The organism is Shewanella sp. GutCb (assembly GCF_002836135.1).
Taxonomy (GTDB): domain Bacteria; phylum Pseudomonadota; class Gammaproteobacteria; order Enterobacterales; family Shewanellaceae; genus Shewanella.
The window spans coordinates 161,790-179,841 of sequence record NZ_PJBL01000105.1 but is presented as its reverse complement, the minus strand read 5'-3'; the positions used below and the strand labels follow the sequence as shown (position 1 = coordinate 179,841).

Genomic DNA, 18,052 nt, shown 5'->3' with positions numbered 1-18,052 from the left:
TTCGCATGAATAAAGGGTTAATCTTACTGTGTTGTCTGCTATTAATCAGTGCTTCACTCATGACGTCAGGGTTGACGCGGGCACTTATTGATCTCGGTGCTTTTAGTGGTCTACTTTGGATTGTATTTCGCAACCAAAATAGTATGCCAAACTAATATAATCGGCACTCGCTTCAATAGAGAATATATCCTAACGAACTCGTACCAATCGCCAGCCATAGCAGTGAACCCAGCACCAGTGGTTTCGGGCCTGTGGCTTTCATCTTCTTGATTGTAATCCCTGCACCAATTAAAAATAAGCACACCACCAATAAGCGTTTCGACGCCTCAAACGCGACCTCATAAAAAGCCTCTCCCTGGGGGATCCAATAAGCAATTGAGATGGTTAAACAGTAAAAACCAATAAAGTAGGGAATGGTAATTTTTTTCTTATCGCCACTAAAGAACATGGCACTCAGTAATGCGATAGGAACGATCCATAAAGCCCTAGCAAGCTTAATGGTTGTCGCCGTCGTGAGTGCTTCATTACCATAGGCGGATGCCGCCCCAACCACTGAAGATGTATCGTGTATCGCTATTGCACTCCATACGCCAAACTCATGTTGCGTCATCGATAATGCATGGCCAATGGCAGGAAATAAAAATAGCGCAACAGAGTTAAGAATAAACACGGTAGCCAGCGCAATCGCCGCCTGTTCGTTGCTTGCTTTAATGGCGGGTGCAACTGCGGCTATCGCACTACCACCACAAATTGCCGTGCCTGAGGCGATCAAATAGCCTGTCTTTCTATCAAATTTAAGCAGCCGAGTGAGTACAACACCTAAAACTAAGGTGAAAATAATCGACCCTACAATTAAGGGAAGGTTGTCTAAACTGACCGAAATGGCAGTGTCGAGCTGAATGCCAAAGCCGAGGCCGACAATTGAAAATGCTAATAGTTTTTTGGTCAATTTAGCGAGAATGAGTTGCTCAGGCGCCCAGCCAATGCTAGCAAGGGTAAAGCCTAGAATAAGTGCAACAGGAGAGGAGATCATCGGCAGCAAACAAAGTAAGCCAGCTAGGGTAAACAGGGTGAGTTGTGTTCGAGGCTGGTTCAAAATGGTCATTAAACAGAACTTACGTTAGGTGTCGGTTGCAATTTAGCCGCCGAGTATAACGCTTATTTTGATTTTGATAAATTAAATACTGCTTATTGTCAGTTTAGCAACGTTGAATGTAAGTGTGTTGGGGACATAAAAAATCCGAAGCTGTTGTCAACTTCGGATTGTTTTTTTACAGGCTCTGGTAACGGAATGGGTAGCCAGTAATTGCACTTTAATTCAATAGCTTAGCGCATGGTGACGAACTCTTCAGACCCTGTTGGATGAATCGCAACAACAGAATCAAAGTCTGCTTTAGTTGCGCCCATCTTCATTGCCACACCAAAGCCTTGAAGGATTTCATCCATACCAAAACCAATGCCATGGATACCCACTACCACTTCATCTTCGCCGGCACAAATCAACTTCATTTTGCAGGCTTCGCGGTGTGCCGTAATAGCGGTATACATTGAGGTAAAGCCAGAGGTATATACTTTAACGTTATCTTTACCAAATTTATCATCCGCTTCAGGCTCAGTAAGCCCCATAGTGCCAATGGGTGGATGACTGAATACCACTGTTGGAATAACACTGTAATCCATTTTGGCATTTGGCATGTTGCCAAATAGGCGCTCTGATAATAAACGGCCTGCTTTTACTGCGACAGGGGTAAGCTCTACGCCACCTTCCATTATGTCGCCAACGCAGTAAATACCTTTTGCTGTGGTATTTTGCTGTTCGTCAGTGACCACATAGCCTTTTTTATTAAGCTTAACATCGGTATTTTCAAGGCCGATGTTGCCAGTAGAAGGTGAGCGACCAATGGCCCAGATTAAACTGTCTACGGTAATGCTTTCGCCATTTTCAAGCTCTAGTGTCAGGCTGCTATCAGTATTTTTAACCACGGCTTTTGGAATGCTGTGGGTGTGTAATGTCGGTCCATTGATTTTCATCGCTTCAACTAGGGTGTCAGTCAAAATGGGATCGAAGTTACGAAGAGGAGCATGTTTGCGAACTAATAAGTGAGTTTCGCTGCCTAATGCATGTAATACGCCTGCGAGCTCAACGGCAATATAACCAGCGCCAACAACTGCAACACGCTTTGGTTGTTCACGCAGCGCAAAGAACCCGTCTGAGTCAATGCCGTATTCAGCACCTGGGATAGTTGGAATCGTTGGTGCACCGCCTGTAGCGATAAGGATATGATCGGCTGTGTAGTGCTCACCATCAACTTCAATAGTATTAGCATTAACGAACTTACCGTAACCATTTAGCAGTGTGACGTTATTACTCGCAAAACCACGTCCGTAAGCATCATGGATTCGACCAATATAAGCTTCACGGTTATCAACTAATGTGCTCCAGTTAAAGTTATTAACGGTTACGTCAAAACCATAATCTTTAGCGAATAAATGCATAGATTCAGCGATATGAGCACCATACCACATGACTTTTTTAGGTACACAGCCCACATTTACGCAAGTGCCGCCAACGTGTTTTGCTTCAATTACCAATACTTTTGCGCCGCGCATTGCTGCACGATTACCTGAAGCAATACCGCCGCTACCAGCGCCAAGACAGATATAATCAAAATGTTGAGCCATGTGTATCTCCAAAAAAGTTACTTACTGACAAAAGCAAAATAGGGCAGAGGCTTTTGTTCCTGTGTATACGACTATGACGCACTTCGAGTTAAAAAGACGATAGTGTGCCTAGTATTTATGGGGGTGCATCGATATTGCACCATTGTAGATTGAAAAATTTATTTGAACCAGATCAAATATTTTAAGCATCCGCTTTGAACTTAGTCATTGATATTGGGACGCGTCAGCACTATTTCAATGCGTTGTCGTCAGTTCAACATGATGTGACAAAGCCACTTTAGCAGCTTAAACCTGATGATAAGACCTAGTTTTGGAGCAGGATATTACAACAATATTTATCTCTGTTAGCGCCGATATTGGCAGCTATGATGATCACTTTGATTTGGCCCTTCTATGCCACACTTAAGGCATTCCCATTCATCTTGCCTAGCATTCAGTTCATGCTGGAGGTGCATGTTGCGATGATTGATACCAAGGCTTACGTTTTTCTCTAGTAAAGTCATGCGGCTATTCAGCCAGCGACAACCGGCGTCATTAGCCACCTTTTTACGGCTTGCCAATTGTTGCTTGCGGCTAACCTTCTTGAGTTTAGCTTTCGATTTTGGTTTTGATGGTTGACCCACGCGAGTTGTTTTTTTTTGCTTAACCGGCGTGTAGCTCAGTGCGGTTTTAGGCTGTGTGGGGATCAACAATGGCTGACCTTTATCGTCCAGTACCGTGCCTAAAGGCAGCGACGGTGAGTCATTTGCAAGACTGCAAGGGCTGATAAGGATTAGTGCACAGGCGATGTGTCGATAGGGGCTGAGTAACATTCCTTGTCCTCTGAGTTAGACACCATTTTCAATCCTTTGAAAGTGGTCATTTATGTTGGTTTTTATCGGGCCATTAGCAATAAACTATAGTTCAATTTTAAGTGTTCTGGCGTTAGAAGCTCCAGCTTAAATGAATACCTGCATAGGTTTCGTCTAAGCTAGCAGTAGTATTGTTATTTCGCGCTTCGAGTTTTATGTCTTCTTGAGCAATACTGTGACTAACATGGCCTGATAGCACCCACTGATTAGGCAGCTGATACTCTGCTTCAATGCCCAATTGGAAGTGATTAGCACCGTCATGCTCTTCGCTGACATATTGAAAATCGAAACCTTGGGTGATGTATGGAGAGACGCTGAAGTTTGGTGTCAGCTCCCAATTACTGTGTATGCTTACTTCGACGAAATAGCCTGCAGCTTCCGTAGAATATGTATAGCTCACCGAAGGCACTAACCAATCAACGGCGGCGTACTCCAGTATGCCAAAGAGTTCGTTATCATGGGCGCGTTCGTCACCGTAAAACTCTAAACGTTGGTAACCGACACTGCCGCCTAGGTTGTCGGTTAAGTTGAAAGCATACTCTACCCCCACGTTCCACTCGGTATAGTGCTGGCTATCACCACGTCCGACAGTCGCGTATAGGTTAAAATTGTTTCTTTGTACAGCAGCGGTTGCCCAATAGATACCGCCTTGGTCGAGATTATTTCGACCTTCTGAAATGTAGCTAGAGTCCCAACCAAGGTCAAAAAGCGCATGAACTTGTCCACTATCATCTAACGGCAGTTTTTCAATAATTTTAGTATTGTGTGAGTCATCGATATTAGACGCTGCATCGGCTAATACAACAGATGATCCGATTAATAGTGGGATCATGGCGATAAGTTGCAGTGCTTTTCTCATTACAAGACTCAGTATTTAGCAGGAAGTGAAAATCCCATACATCATAATTTTTACGCCGTAAATGTAAATGATAACAAGTTGTATTTGCGAAGTGGTTTGCAATACCAATACGGAGCGGGGTTTATACGGCTGGAATATGACCTTCATCAAGGAAATGAGCGTTTTTTACTGCTAGAAAACCCTCGAAGCATAAGTTTTATTGCCAATTCATTGAATATTGCCTTCTTAACCCCTATCTCTTAACTATCAACATAGAATGTTAAGGACTCACTCATGAGCAACCCCTTGCTAAATAGCACTAAGCTTCCGCCTTTTTCTAGTCTTAAACCTGAGCATATTCAGCCTGCTATTGAACAAGGTATCGCGAACTGTCGAGCGCAAATAGAACAAGTGTTAAAGAATGAGGGTAACTATTGTTGGGATAATTTAGTTGCTCCACTTGATGACGTTGATGATGAACTGGGAAAAATATGGTCACCTATTTCGCATATGAATTCGGTTGTCAGTAATGATGCATGGCGTGCGGCACATGATGCATGTCTGCCTTTGTTATCTGAGTACGGTACCTTTGTCGGCCAGCATCAGGGGCTCTATCAAGCCTATAAGTCACTTGCGGCATCAGCAGAGTTTGCTGATTATTCACAAGCGCAAAAGAAAATGATTGAAAACAGCCTACGTGATTTTGAACTATCAGGTATTGGCTTAAGTGATGGCGACAAGCTGCGTTATGGTGAATTGGTTAAGCGTATGTCGGAACTGACTAGTGGTTTCTCTAATCAATTATTAGACGCAACTCAAGCCTGGAGCAAGCTGATCACTGATGAAGCAGAGCTAAAGGGTTTACCTGAATCAGCTGTTGCGGCTGCGGCGGCGATGGCAGAAGCCAAAGAGTTAACCGGCTGGCTGTTTACCTTAGATTTCCCCTCTTACCTACCCGTGATGTCTTACAGCGAGAATCGTGCGCTGCGTGAAGAGTGTTATCGTGCGTTTGTCACGCGAGCATCTGATCAAGGGCCCAATGCTGGCGAATTTGATAATGGTCCGTTAATGGATGAAATTTTATCATTACGCCACGAGCTGGCTAACCTATTAGGTTTTGACAGCTTTGCCGACAAGTCATTGGCAACGAAAATGGCCGAAACACCGGCACAAGTATTAGCGTTTTTAACGGAGCTTGCTGCGCGCTCTAAAACACAAGGCGAAACCGAACTTAACGAGCTTAAAGATTTTGCTGCCAGCGAATACAGTGCTGTCGATCTTGCGGCATGGGATCTTGGTTTTTATGCTGAGAAATTGAAACAGCATCGCTACGAGATCTCCCAAGAGCTACTGCGTCCCTATTTTCCAGAAGATAAAGTCCTTTCAGGGCTGTTTTATACTGTATCGCGCCTATTTGGTCTTAAGGTCGAGGAGCAAAAAGAGTTTGATAGCTGGCATAAAGATGTCCGTTTCTTCCATATTCGCGACAGCAATGACGAACACCGTGGCAGTTTCTATTTAGATCTTTACGCCCGTGAAGGTAAGCGTGGTGGCGCATGGATGGATGATTGCCGTGCTCGTCGTGCCACTAGCGCAGGTTTGCAAGATCCGGTTGCTTACCTCACGTGTAACTTCAATGCACCTGTGGCAGGCAAGCCCGCGTTATTTACCCATGATGAAGTGACGACTCTGTTCCATGAATTCGGCCATGGCATTCATCATATGTTGACTAAGATTGATGTTGGCGGCGTTTCTGGGATCAGCGGCGTACCTTGGGACGCGGTTGAGCTACCGAGTCAGTTTATGGAGAACTGGTGCTATGAAGAGGAAGCTCTGGCTGAAATTTCAGGCCATTTCGAAACCGGTGAGCCGTTGCCAAAGGTGATGCTGGATAAAATGCTGGCGGCGAAAAACTTCCAGTCAGGCATGATGATGTTGCGTCAGCTTGAGTTTTCACTGTTTGATTTTAAGATGCACTTAGAGTTTGACCCTGCCAAAGGCGCAGAGATCCAAGCTAAGCTAAATGAGGTCCGTGAGTTAGTGGCAGTCGTTAAGGCACCTGAATTTAACCGCTTCCAACATGGTTTTGCGCATATCTTTGCGGGTGGCTACGCTGCAGGTTACTACAGCTATAAATGGGCTGAAGTGCTCTCTGCAGATGCATTCTCTCTATTTGAAGAAGAAGGGATCTTTAACGCCGAAACGGGCAAGCGTTTCTTAGAGAATATTCTCGAAATGGGCGGCAGTGAAGAACCTATGACATTGTTTAAACGTTTCCGCGGTCGAGAGCCTAAGACTGATGCTCTGCTAAGACATTGCGGTATTAACGGCTAATTGTTAAGTCAATTTTTATCATTTTAAGGCGCCTAGTGCGCCTTTTTTATTTGATCTACTTCACAGCTTGTTATCTGGTATGACCTCTGCTAGCCTTTCGGCTCTTATTTATCAAGGATGTAGGTTGAGCTGTAAATGAATCTTTATTTTAGGCTTTTTTGGTTGTTTATTTGGCGCGTTCGTCACTGTAATAAAATCGATTTTTTAGGCAAGAGCACACTCAGTTATCGTGCATTACCTTCCGATTGCGATATCAACTTCCACCTGACTAATTCGCGTTACCCAGCGTTTATGGATCTGGCTCGAACTTACATGTTGTCCGAAATGGGCTTGCTAAAGCGTTTTATAAAATTGGGATGGATGCCGATTATTAATGCCGCTGAGTTCACCTATATTCGCGATATCAAGCCATTTGCTAAGTTTGATATTGAAAGCAAAGTGGTCGGTTGGGATGAGAAATACTTCTATGTCGAACAGCGATTTGTCAGTGAGCGCGGTTTGCATTGCATTGCCCATGTGCGCGGCGTTTTTGTCTGTAAGAAGAAACAGGTGCCAATTTTAAAGATGCTAGCAGAGATCCCATTTAATGATGCTGCACCAGAGCTGCCAGCTGAAGTTGAAAAGTGGAAACGCTTCTTAGAGTTAAAGAAAGCGCAGAACATATAATCACCATTCTACTACTGTCTGATCTTTCTGTGGGCGTTCCATCTCCAGCTGGCTATCGCTGTGTTTGCTCGGATGCATAGCGGCGTCATGACGTACGAGCAAGAGTGAGCGCCACCTCCTCTTGCACTTGATTGACGGCTCCCCGCAGTGTGGCTTGGATCCAATAACGGCCGAGATGTTCATAGTCGAGTAGCTTAAAATCGGTTTCTAATGTCAGTAAACATGGGATCGTCGCGCAGTCGGCTAAGCTAAAGCTGTCACCACATAACCAATGATATGTGGCGAGGCGTCGGTCTAAACTGTCCAGGGTTGTCAGCAGTTCATTTTCAAGTTGCTTGACCTTAATTTGATTACTGAGCTTTTGATGCTTGGCTGCCAGCCAATGGTCGATCACTGTGTCGAGCCGTGTATCGCTGAGTCTGTCGTAGAGCCTTACTTGCAATGCATCCTTGGTTAATGCAGGAATGAGTTGAGTACCTTGCTCAATGTTGGTATCAAGGTATTCTACAATAATACTCGCGTCGGGAATGATCTCACCTGATGCAATTCTGAGTAAAGGTAGGTGGCCGCTAGCATCAATTCGTTGCAATTCCCGCCTCGCGTAAGGATCCGCTAAATTAATAATATGCGGATAAAAGTGGGCTTGTTTTTCATAAAGGGCAATGAGTACCTTTTGTGATTGTCGTGACAGTGGATGGTAATACAGATCCATGGTCGTTACAGACTCCAATCAAAATCATTTGTGTTAACTCTAGTTGCTAAAACGGGTCCCCACAATGTGCTGTGTTGGTTGCGTGAGTGCCTTACACTATGAGTTATCTTGATAAAGTAATGCCTCTCAGCAGGTTAATGGTTATCTGCCGCAGAATATATACCCATGCGACTTCGAAATGCAGCATCGAGCATGTCGAACTGTGGCTTGGGTATCAACAGGAGAACAGATGAGTCGTATTGAAACGTTTGCATCAATTTATCAGCGGGCATCAGAGCGTAAAGGCGGCAGTGCAGGACTCGAACAGTTAATGTCAGCGAGCCTGACGGAGGACGAAATTGGTCAATATAGCGATGCTCCGTTGTTATCTGAGATGAGTAAAAAGGTATTTCAAAGCGGCTTTGTGTGGCGAATAGTCGAGGCTAAGTGGCCAGCATACCAAAAAGCATTTTTTGATTTTGAGCCTTTTAAGGTATTGATGCTGTCGACCGAGCAGTTGCAAGAGCGGGCTAATGATATCGTATTAATCAGGCATCTTAAGAAAACGATGGCGATCTATGACAACGCGCATATGGTCAACGACCTTGCGCGTGAGCACGGTAGTTTTGCTGAGTTTTTGGCAAGCTGGCCTAGCGAAGATATTATCGGTTTATGGGCAAGCTTAAAGCGCAAAGGTACACGCCTTGGCGGTAACACAGGTCCCTATTTTTTACGCGCTATCGGTAAAGACACCTTTCTACTGACTAGCGACGTGCAAGGCTATCTCAAGGCACACCAGCTAGTGGATTATGGCTTTAGCTCAAAAGCGGGACTTAAGCAGGTCCAAGCCGTCTTTAATCACTGGCAACAGGATTCAGGCCGCAGTTTGGCTGATATCAGTCGGATTCTAGCCTGTAGCGTCGGTGATAATCGGATTTAGTAGCCAATGTTATGGATCTTGATGTGATGCTTTTTTGATAATGTATTGGCATTACCTGTTAATTTTCAGCATCTAATGTCATCTGTTCTAAACTTAGGGCTAATGCGAATGTTGAAAAATATATATCGTTAACAATAATTAAACATATGTGGCTGATTTAGTGCGGGAATTCTTATTAACTTACAAATTAATCTCGTATATTTCCTTGTTGACAAGCCTGCATTGTGAGATAAAGGCACGTTAAATAATCAGACAAAAATTTATGCTTTCAAAGGTTTAATTGGCGGCATTTAATGCTGAAAATAATTCAATTACCGGTTAGATGGCTTTTATAGGAGTTCTCATGCGGCAAATAGTGAAAATTGCCTCTGTGTTAAGTGTGGCGTTATGGATAACTGGATGTGGGCAAAAATCTGATCAAATGGGGCCTCAAGAAAGAGGACCTATGGAGGTGGGTGCAATTACTATAGCGGCTCAATCTCAATCTATTTTGGTTGAACTACCTGGACGAAGTAAGGCGTATTTAGAAGCAGAGGTTCGCCCTCAAGTCAGTGGTATTATTATGAACCGCGGCTTTGTTGAAGGAAAAGATGTAAAGAAAGGTCAATCTCTGTATCAGATTGACTCGGCAACCTATAAAGCGGCACTCGTTAGTGCACAAGCAGATCTTAAAAGTGCAGAAGCAAGCTTAGTGTCAGCTAAAGCCAAGGCTTTGCGTTTTAAGAAGCTGGTAAAGTTAAACTCCATCAGTGAGCAGGATTATGATGAAGCTGATGCGGCATACAAAGAAGCGTTAGCGCGTGTCACCGTTGCCGAAGCTGCTATCAATACCGCGAATATTAACCTTGAGTACACCGAAGTGCGTGCCCCTATTTCTGGGCGTGTAGGTAAATCTTCAGTGACTGCTGGTGCGTTAGTGACGGCAAATCAAACTCAAACGTTAGCGACCATTCAACAGCTTGATCCAATTAACATTGAGATAGCTCAGTCGAGTGCGCAGTTGTTGCGTTTAAGAGCTAAGTTAAAAGATGGCCAACTTAAGGCGTCTGATAATGCGGGAGTGCAGTTGGTGCTAGAAGACGGCACTACCTATAACCATGATGGCTTACTGCAGTTCGCGGAAGTTAGTGTGAATGAAAATACAGGTTCAGTCGTTCTACGTGCCGAGTTCCCTAATCCGGACGGCGTGTTAATGCCGGGTATGTATGTTCGCGCTATCTTGAATACCGGTACCGATCCACAGGCTATTCTTGTCCCGCAGCGTGCGATTACTCGTAACACTAAAGGCCAAGCGGTCGCGATGGTGATTATTGACGGTAAAGTTGCGTCGCGCATTGTGACGACAGCTGAAGTGATTAATAACCAGTGGCGTATTACGGATGGTTTGAATGTTGGTGATCAACTCATTGTTGAAGGCCTACAAAAAATTCGCCCTGGAGCACCTGTTAAAGCGGGTCCTTTAGTCGCGGATAAGAAACCTCAAGCACAACAACAGAAATAGGGTAGAGCTATGGCACGTTTCTTTATTGATCGCCCTATTTTTGCTTGGGTAATCGCCATTATTGTGATGCTGGCCGGGGTGTTATCTATCTTCGGCTTACCCGTGTCTCAATATCCTAATATTGCACCGCCATCGGTAGTGATTAGCGCTGTTTATCCTGGTGCGTCAGCTAAGACGATGGAAGATTCAGTTACCCAGGTAATTGAGCAGCGCATGACGGGTCTTGATAACCTGCGCTATATATCTTCAACCAGTGATAGCTTTGGTAATGCTGAAATTACCCTAACCTTTAATGCCGAAGCCGATCCTGATATTGCTCAGGTGCAGGTGCAAAACAAGCTTCAGCTTGCGATGCCATTGTTACCGCAAGAGGTACAAGCTCAAGGTGTTAATGTCGCGAAGTCGAGTGCTGGCTTCTTGATGGTGGTGGGTTTTGTATCTCAAGATGGCTCTTTAGATAAAAATGACATTTCTGACTATGTAGCCTCAAATGTGCAAGATCCTATGAGTCGTGTCCCTGGTGTGGGTACGATTCAGCTGTTTGGCGCGCAATATGCGATGCGTATCTGGTTAGATCCGCTTAAGTTGACCCAATATAACTTGACCAGCATGGACATTATCTCCTCTATAAAAGAGCAGAATGCACAGGTTTCGGCAGGTCAGTTGGGTGGTTCCCCATCGGTAGCAGGACAAGAGCTTAACGCGACTGTTTCGGCACAAAGCCGTTTACAAACTGCCGATCAGTTTAAGAAAATCATTATTAAAGCTGACTCTTCCGGTGCAAAGGTCTATCTCGAAGATGTTGCGCGAGTTGAGTTGGGCGCAGAAAGCTATGCGGTAGAATCTTTCTACAACGGCAAACCTGCAGCAGGTCTTGGTATTCAGTTAGCGACTGGCGCAAACGCGTTAGCAACGGCTGAAGGTGTTCGTAAAAAAATTGCTGAGTTACAGCCATTTTTTCCCGAAGGTATGGAGATAGTATATCCCTACGACACCACACCGTTCGTTGAAAAATCGATTGAAGGTGTAGTGCATACACTGCTTGAAGCTATCGTACTGGTATTCTTAATCATGTACCTGTTCTTGCAGAACTTCCGTGCAACGCTAATTCCAACGATTGCTGTACCTGTTGTATTGCTCGGTACATTCGCTATTTTGTCGTTCGCAGGCTTTTCCATCAACACCTTGACCATGTTTGCCATGGTATTGGCGATTGGTTTGCTGGTGGATGATGCGATTGTGGTGGTAGAAAACGTCGAACGTGTGATGCAGGAGGAGGGGTTAAGCCCCATCGAAGCGACTAAGAAGTCGATGGATCAGATCACTGGCGCACTAGTGGGTATTGGTTTGACGTTGTCAGCGGTATTCGTGCCTATGGCATTTATGTCGGGTTCAACTGGTGTTATTTACAGGCAGTTCTCGATAACTATCGTTTCAGCAATGGCATTATCTGTGATGGTGGCGATTATTTTAACGCCAGCACTTTGTGCCACCATGCTTAAACCTATTGCTAAAGGTGAGAGCCATACAAAAACAGGCTTCTTTGGTTGGTTTAACCGCAAGTTTGATGCGATGACTTCGCGTTATGAAGCGAGTGTTGCGGCGATGATCAAGCGTGCTGGTCGTACTATGATGGTATATCTTGCCATTACGGTCGCAGTGGGCTGGATATTTATGCGTATGCCAACAGCCTTCTTACCCGATGAAGATCAGGGGATCATGTTTACTCAGGCAATCTTGCCGGTGAACTCAACCCAACAGGCGACGCAAGACGTATTGGACGATGTGACAGACTTTTATTTGAATACTGAGGGCGATAACGTTAAATCAGTATTTAGTGTTTCCGGCTTTAGTTTTGCGGGTAACGGTCAAAACATGGGTATTGCGTTTGTTAGTCTAAAAGATTGGTCTGAGCGTCAAAACCCAGGTCAAGATGTGCAATCAGTTGCTGGACGTGCCATGGGAATGTTTATGCAGATGAAAGAGGCCTTTGTATTTGCGTTCGTGCCGCCCGCGGTTATCGAGCTAGGTACTGCCAATGGTTTCGATTTCTATCTGCAGGACAGAAATGGTCAAGGTCATGAAAAGCTTGTCGAAGCACGGAACATCTTATTAGGCATGGCATCGAAAAATCCAAACCTAGTGGGTGTACGCCCGAATGGCCAAGAGGATGCACCGCTTTATCAAGTGCATATCGATCATGCAAAACTGCGTGCATTGAGTGTCGACATTAGTGCGGTTAACAGCGTACTGGGTACAGCTTGGGGTGGTAACTACGTCAACGACTTTATTGACCGTGGCCGAGTGAAAAAAGTGTATGTTCAAGGTGAAGCGGATTACCGCATGCAGCCTGACGATATGGACTCTTGGTACGTGAAGAACACTCAAGGCGAAATGGTGCCATTCTCGGCATTTGCGACGGGTTCTTGGGAGTATGGCTCTCCTCGTCTAGAGCGCTTTAACGGTCTCCCCGCGATGAATATTCAAGGGGGTGTGGCAGAAGGCTTTAGTACCGGCGAGGCGATGAATATCATCGAAGAGATGGTCAAGAAACTACCGCCAGGATTTGGTGTTGAGTGGAATGGTTTATCTTATGAAGAGCGTCTTTCTGGTAATCAAGCCCCGATGCTCTATGCATTGTCGGTTGTGGTGGTCTTCCTCGTACTTGCGGCACTGTATGAAAGTTGGTCGGTTCCATTTGCAGTGATATTAGTGATCCCGCTGGGTATTATTGGCGCACTGATAGCGATGAATGGCCGTGGTTTACCTAACGATGTCTTTTTCCAAGTGGGTCTGTTAACCACGGTGGGGCTTGCAACCAAAAATGCCATCTTGATCGTAGAATTCGCCAAAGAGTTCTACGATAAGGGCGCAGGCTTAGTGGAAGCAACGCTGCATGCGGTTCGAGTGCGTTTACGTCCAATTTTGATGACGTCACTGGCATTCGGTCTTGGTGTTGTGCCACTTGCCATTAGTAGCGGTGTAGGTTCTGGTAGCCAAAACGCTATTGGTACTGCGGTACTGGGCGGCATGATGAGCTCAACCTTTATGGGGCTCTTCTTTATCCCAATCTTCTTCGTGGTTGTTGAACGTATCTTCAGCAAGCGAGAAAAGAAAGGGGCTAACGTTGAGGCTGCAAAAGTCGAGACACCCAAAACTGAATAACGTTAAGGTTATTAGGTGATATAAAAAAGCCCAGCCAATGCTGGGCTTTTTGTTGCGCTTTTATCGGTGTTGTTAGCCGCAAACCGACCATAGGAGCCTAGCGGTAAAGATGCGCTATCACGGGGAATAATCTTTCTATTGGATACGCGACCTAACTCATGGTGGCAGTGCGTTGTTAGCAGGAAAAGTGCTCCTTATACCAATTGTATTAAGTATCTGTTCATTCAGTGGGAATTCAAATCGCTGAAGGCAAGTCGGAAACATGAAGCTAATAGTTGTTCTCGGCTCTGGCATCCTCGGTAATTACCCCATGCATGACTCTACCTCCTAAATCTCACCTAAACCTCAGTGGTTATGATCACCAGCAACCTCTAAATGTGGGATTCAGAGCGGCGACAAGTTATGGTGCTAATCTCAATAAAAAGCCCTCATCAATTGAAGTGACAAGGGCGATTGTTTTGAGTTCTATTTCCAAGCCGTTTGAGCATATTCCTGTACTTTAAGGCGTGTAATAAGTTTCTGCACCAGGTCCTACTGGTAGGCCAAAGACAAACACCCAGATGAAGAAAAAACAGGTCCAGCCAACGAAGAACACCATCGAGTAAGGCAACATGGTTGCGACCAGTGTTCCTATGCCGAGGTTCTTTTTATATTGCGACGCCACCGCCAGAATCAAGCCGAAGTAACTCATCATAGGCGTGATGAGGTTTGTCACTGAGTCGCCAATTCTATACGCCGCCTGAATGGTTTCTGGTGCATAACCTACCAGCATCAACATGGGGACGAAAATAGGCGCAGTAACCGCCCATTGCGCTGATGCACTGCCGAGCATTAAGTTGATAAAACCGCACATCATAATAAACAGTAAAAACACTAATGGCCCGGTTAGGCCAATAGTGGTTAACGCATCGGCGCCTGATACGGCCAATACCGCGCCTAAGTTGGTCCATTTGAAGAAAGCGACAAATTGCGAAGCAAAAAACACCAATACAATGTACATACCCATACTGCTCATGCTGTGAGACATGGCATTAATCACATCAACATCACGCTTCATGCTGCCAACGACGCGGCCATAAACCAGCCCCGGAATGGCAAAACAGACAAAGATAAAGGCAACTATTCCTTTTAGGAACGGCGAGCCTGCAACAAGCCCGGTATCAGGGTTTCTTAATGGTGCGCCTTCAGGTACAACCGTTAGCGCTAATAACAGCGACATAGCGAGTACTGTCAGTCCGGCAACTTTGAGAGCTTTCTTCTCTAGTTTTGTCACGCCATCCATCTTTTGTTGACTGAGATCGGTGGCCGCTTCGCTAGGATCATATTTGCCGAGTTTTGGCTCCACAATTTTCTCGGTTACTAATGCCCCTAGAATGGTGATTAAAAAGGTAGAGACAAACATGAAGTACCAGTTTGCTTCAGGGCCTACTAGATAATCAGGGTCAATCATTTGCGCCGCAGTTTCGGTGATCCCAGAAAGTAACGGATCGACAGTACCGAGCAGTAGGTTGGCACTGTAACCTCCCGACACGCCGGCAAACGCAGCGGCTAAGCCCGCCAATGGGTGTCGTCCCAACGAATGGAAGATCATGGCAGCCATAGGGATCAGTACCACATAGCCAAGTTCGGCAGCGGTGTTAGACACAATCCCAGCAAATACAATGGTCAAGGTGACTAAACGTTTTGAAGCGCCCATCACCAATAAACGCATGGCAGCGGAAAGTAATCCGGAACGTTCAGCGATACCCACGCCTAATAGCGCAACCAATACCGTGCCTAATGGCGTAAAACCAGTGAAGTTGGTGACAAGGTTTGAAACTATCATCCGTAAGCCTTCAGCGTTCATTAGGCTTACCACATGGATGAGACCATCAGCACTACGTCCAGATGATCCCTCTGGGCGAGGGTCTATAACGGTGAGTTCAAAGTAGCCTGCAATACCACTGATAACGACGACGGCGGCACAAAAGAGTGCAAATAGTGTAATAGGGTGTGGCAGTAAATTACCGAGTCGTTCAACAACGTTGAGGAAGTTTACGAACCAACCGCTCTGCTGTTTTTCAGGGCTTGTGGGTGGATCATTGGGTAGAGGCAAGCTCTCACCTTTATCGGTGCTCATTTCATCATCCTTCAGTTGTGGGTATTTATTTGTTTTTATAATTATTAAATGTCATTTTTATGTTTACTTAATATCAGTTTCATAGCGTGAAAGCGGTAGGAATGTAAACTGACCTTGCATGATGGATAACAACAATTAATTGAACCTTAAAAGGGATTGGTGGCAGGTAACAAACTCACGGCTGGCTTTGGATTAAAGGGCTTTAAAGCGGAGGCTAAACGACAGGCAAAAAAAAGGACTCATAAATTATGAGTCCAAAAGGGATTGATTGGTTAACAATGCTCGTTGAATGAATGTCCGCTAGGGATGACACCAATATAGCGCGCTATAGCTGTATCAACGCTGAACACCAACAGCAGATTAGATGAACAGTTATTCATGTTAACTAATGGCTTAGTCACCCGTGAAAGCATGCCGGGATTATCAAATTTCAGGCAAAAAAAAGACTCATAAATAATGAGTCCAAAAGGGATTGATTGGTTAACAATGTCCGCTAGGGATAACACCAATATAGCGCGCTATAGCTGTATCAACGCTGAACGCCAATAGCAGATTAGATGAACAGTTATTCATGTTAACTAATGGCTTAGTCACCCGTGAGAGCGTGCCGGGATTATCAAATTTTAGGCAAAAAAAAGGATTCATAAATAATGAATCCAAAAGGGATTGGTTGGTTAACAATGCCCGCTAGGGATAACACCAATATAGCGCGCTATAGCTGTATCAACGCTGAACACCAATAGCAGATTAGATGAACAGTTATTCATGTTAACTAATGGCTTAGTCACCCGTGAAAGCGTGCCGGGATTATCAAATTTCAGGCAAAAAAAAGGACTCATAAATAATGAGTCCAAAAGGGATTGATTGGTTAACAATGTCCGCTAGGGATGACACCAATATAGCGTGCTATAGCTGTATCAACGCTGAACACCAACAGTAGATTAGATGAGCCGTTATTCATGTTAATAATGGTCTAGTCATCCGTAAAAGTGTGTTGGTATTGTCGGATTTTAGACACAAAAAAGGACTCATAAATAATGCGTCCAAAAGAGATTGATGGGTTTACGATGTCGGTTATGGCTGACACTAATATATCGATGTGTCGCAGCCTATAAGCTAAAAATAAGTAAGCTGTTTGTGGTTAACATATTGAGTTTGCGAGATTTGAAGTGAGTATTCTGCCTAATAGCATCAAATTCACTAGCAACAAGTCATAACTATAGCTTTAGCGGTAAATTATTAGCAATAATGGTAATAATAATTGTGAGGTTGTACAAAAAAACACTAGAGATAAAACACCTTTAGTGTTTGAAGCATAAGTTAATAAATTATATCGCTGATGATAAAGTAGTCGCTTAATTTAATTTGGTGAAGTTTAATCATTAATGGTGCTAAACCCTCAGATTACAACGTTCTAATGTGACTTTTCAGCGATAAAGGTAGCAACTTGGTGAGATGTGCGTTAAAAAACACCACGGAAAATGCTGGCAAGTCACTCTATTAGGCTGGATTTTGGTCGCTAAATGAGTAACAGTGTGGCTACTAAAGCCAAGAGTAGCGCCAAAAAATGATTATTTTTCCTGCGCATTGGCAAAGATGCCTATAAAAAAGGGCACCAAAACAATAAGGATATACAATGGAAGGTATTATGTTGGGCTTAGGGTTGGTGGTGATTATTGCTTACCTCTGGTATGTCAGTTTAATTAAAAAACGCAATGCAGGCCGAGAAGCCTTATCTGGCATCGATGTGCAGTTGAAGAAGCGCTCGAATTTAGTACCCAATATATTAAAGATTGCGCAGAAGTACATGGATCATGAAAAATCACTGTTAACTGAGATCACAGCGCTAAGAACCCAAGCAATAGAAAGGTACAGCGATACCGATCCTGATGCGGTTAAAGCGCACTTAGAGGTATCAGAGCTGCTTAATCAAAAAATGTCACAGCTTATGGTTAATGTCGAAAACTATCCTGAACTTCGCTCCGACAACACCATGTTGCAAGCGATGCAAACCTATAATGAAGTCGAAGCCCAGCTTTCAGCTGCACGTCGCTTTTATAATAGTGCGGTTTCAGAGCTCAATACTGCCGTAGAGATCTTTCCGGGTTCAATCATTGCATCCATGGCGAGTGTTAAAGTGATGCCCTTTTATGAAGCTGACGAGGTGTCCAAAGCACCAGTGGATGCGGCTGACTTTTTAAAGTAGCAAGGGTCTTTTAGCGGTGCTGGTGTCAGTGCCGTTACCTGACTAGAGCGTATTATCGG

The 18,052-nt window shown here is 44.6% G+C and carries 13 protein-coding genes; 7 read left to right on the top strand and 6 right to left on the bottom strand.

Features of this window, described 5'->3' with window-relative positions; all coding sequences use genetic code 11:
• The first annotated feature begins 5 nt into the window (after positions 1 to 5).
• Positions 6 to 155 (top strand): hypothetical protein, encoded by a 150-nt coding sequence (locus tag CXF86_RS22890; RefSeq protein WP_180961128.1) that lies wholly within the window; start codon positions 6 to 8, stop codon positions 153 to 155.
• Between the two features lie 17 nt (positions 156 to 172).
• On the opposite strand, the gene CXF86_RS20900 is transcribed toward CXF86_RS22890, so the two are convergent.
• From CXF86_RS20900 to CXF86_RS20885, 4 genes are all read right to left on the bottom strand, one after another.
• Complete coding sequence (locus CXF86_RS20900) at positions 173 to 1,105, bottom strand: YeiH family protein (protein ID WP_101090066.1); 933 nt, start codon at positions 1,103 to 1,105, stop codon at positions 173 to 175.
• A 221-nt stretch (positions 1,106 to 1,326) separates the two neighbouring features.
• Entirely contained in the window at positions 1,327 to 2,682 is a 1,356-nt protein-coding gene (gene gorA, locus CXF86_RS20895; RefSeq protein WP_101090065.1) for a glutathione-disulfide reductase, read from the bottom strand.
• Positions 2,683 to 3,026: 344 nt separating this feature from the next.
• Positions 3,027 to 3,494 carry a hypothetical protein gene (locus CXF86_RS20890; RefSeq protein ID WP_102039939.1) on the bottom strand — a complete coding sequence of 156 codons (468 nt, stop codon included), beginning with the start codon at positions 3,492 to 3,494 and terminating at the stop codon, positions 3,027 to 3,029.
• 112 nt (positions 3,495 to 3,606) lie between these two features.
• Positions 3,607 to 4,392 carry a hypothetical protein gene (locus CXF86_RS20885; protein WP_101090063.1) on the bottom strand — a complete coding sequence of 262 codons (786 nt, stop codon included), beginning with the start codon at positions 4,390 to 4,392 and terminating at the stop codon, positions 3,607 to 3,609.
• Positions 4,393 to 4,665: 273 nt separating this feature from the next.
• On the opposite strand from CXF86_RS20885, the gene prlC reads away from it, so the two are divergent.
• Positions 4,666 to 6,705, top strand: coding sequence for an oligopeptidase A (gene prlC, locus CXF86_RS20880; RefSeq protein ID WP_102039938.1), 2,040 nt, complete (start codon positions 4,666 to 4,668; stop codon positions 6,703 to 6,705).
• Positions 6,706 to 6,840: 135 nt separating this feature from the next.
• Positions 6,841 to 7,371, top strand: coding sequence for a thioesterase family protein (locus CXF86_RS20875; RefSeq protein WP_101090061.1), 531 nt, complete (start codon positions 6,841 to 6,843; stop codon positions 7,369 to 7,371).
• A gap of 85 nt (positions 7,372 to 7,456) precedes the next feature.
• Here CXF86_RS20875 and CXF86_RS20870 read toward each other — a convergent pair whose 3' ends face one another.
• On the bottom strand, positions 7,457 to 8,101 hold the full coding sequence (locus tag CXF86_RS20870; protein ID WP_308303201.1) for a glutathione S-transferase family protein: 645 nt from the start codon (positions 8,099 to 8,101) through the stop codon (positions 7,457 to 7,459).
• Between the two features lie 211 nt (positions 8,102 to 8,312).
• Here CXF86_RS20870 and CXF86_RS20865 point away from each other — a divergent pair, with 211 nt between their 5' ends.
• The 3 genes from CXF86_RS20865 to CXF86_RS20855 all read left to right on the top strand — a co-directional run bounded on the left by CXF86_RS20865 (position 8,313) and on the right by CXF86_RS20855 (position 13,668).
• Complete coding sequence (locus CXF86_RS20865; RefSeq protein ID WP_101090059.1) at positions 8,313 to 9,002, top strand: DNA-3-methyladenine glycosylase I; 690 nt, start codon at positions 8,313 to 8,315, stop codon at positions 9,000 to 9,002.
• A gap of 343 nt (positions 9,003 to 9,345) precedes the next feature.
• Entirely contained in the window at positions 9,346 to 10,503 is a 1,158-nt protein-coding gene (locus CXF86_RS20860; RefSeq protein WP_102039936.1) for an efflux RND transporter periplasmic adaptor subunit, read from the top strand.
• 9 nt (positions 10,504 to 10,512) lie between these two features.
• Positions 10,513 to 13,668, top strand: coding sequence for an efflux RND transporter permease subunit (locus tag CXF86_RS20855; protein ID WP_102039935.1), 3,156 nt, complete (start codon positions 10,513 to 10,515; stop codon positions 13,666 to 13,668).
• 499 nt (positions 13,669 to 14,167) lie between these two features.
• Here the strand turns inward: CXF86_RS20855 and CXF86_RS20850 are convergent, their stop codons facing one another.
• Positions 14,168 to 15,787, bottom strand: coding sequence for an AbgT family transporter (locus tag CXF86_RS20850; protein ID WP_102039934.1), 1,620 nt, complete (start codon positions 15,785 to 15,787; stop codon positions 14,168 to 14,170).
• A 1,636-nt stretch (positions 15,788 to 17,423) separates the two neighbouring features.
• Between CXF86_RS20850 and CXF86_RS20845 the strand changes: the two genes are divergently transcribed.
• On the top strand, positions 17,424 to 17,993 hold the full coding sequence (locus CXF86_RS20845; protein WP_102039933.1) for a LemA family protein: 570 nt from the start codon (positions 17,424 to 17,426) through the stop codon (positions 17,991 to 17,993).
• The last annotated feature ends 59 nt before the right edge of the window (positions 17,994 to 18,052 follow it).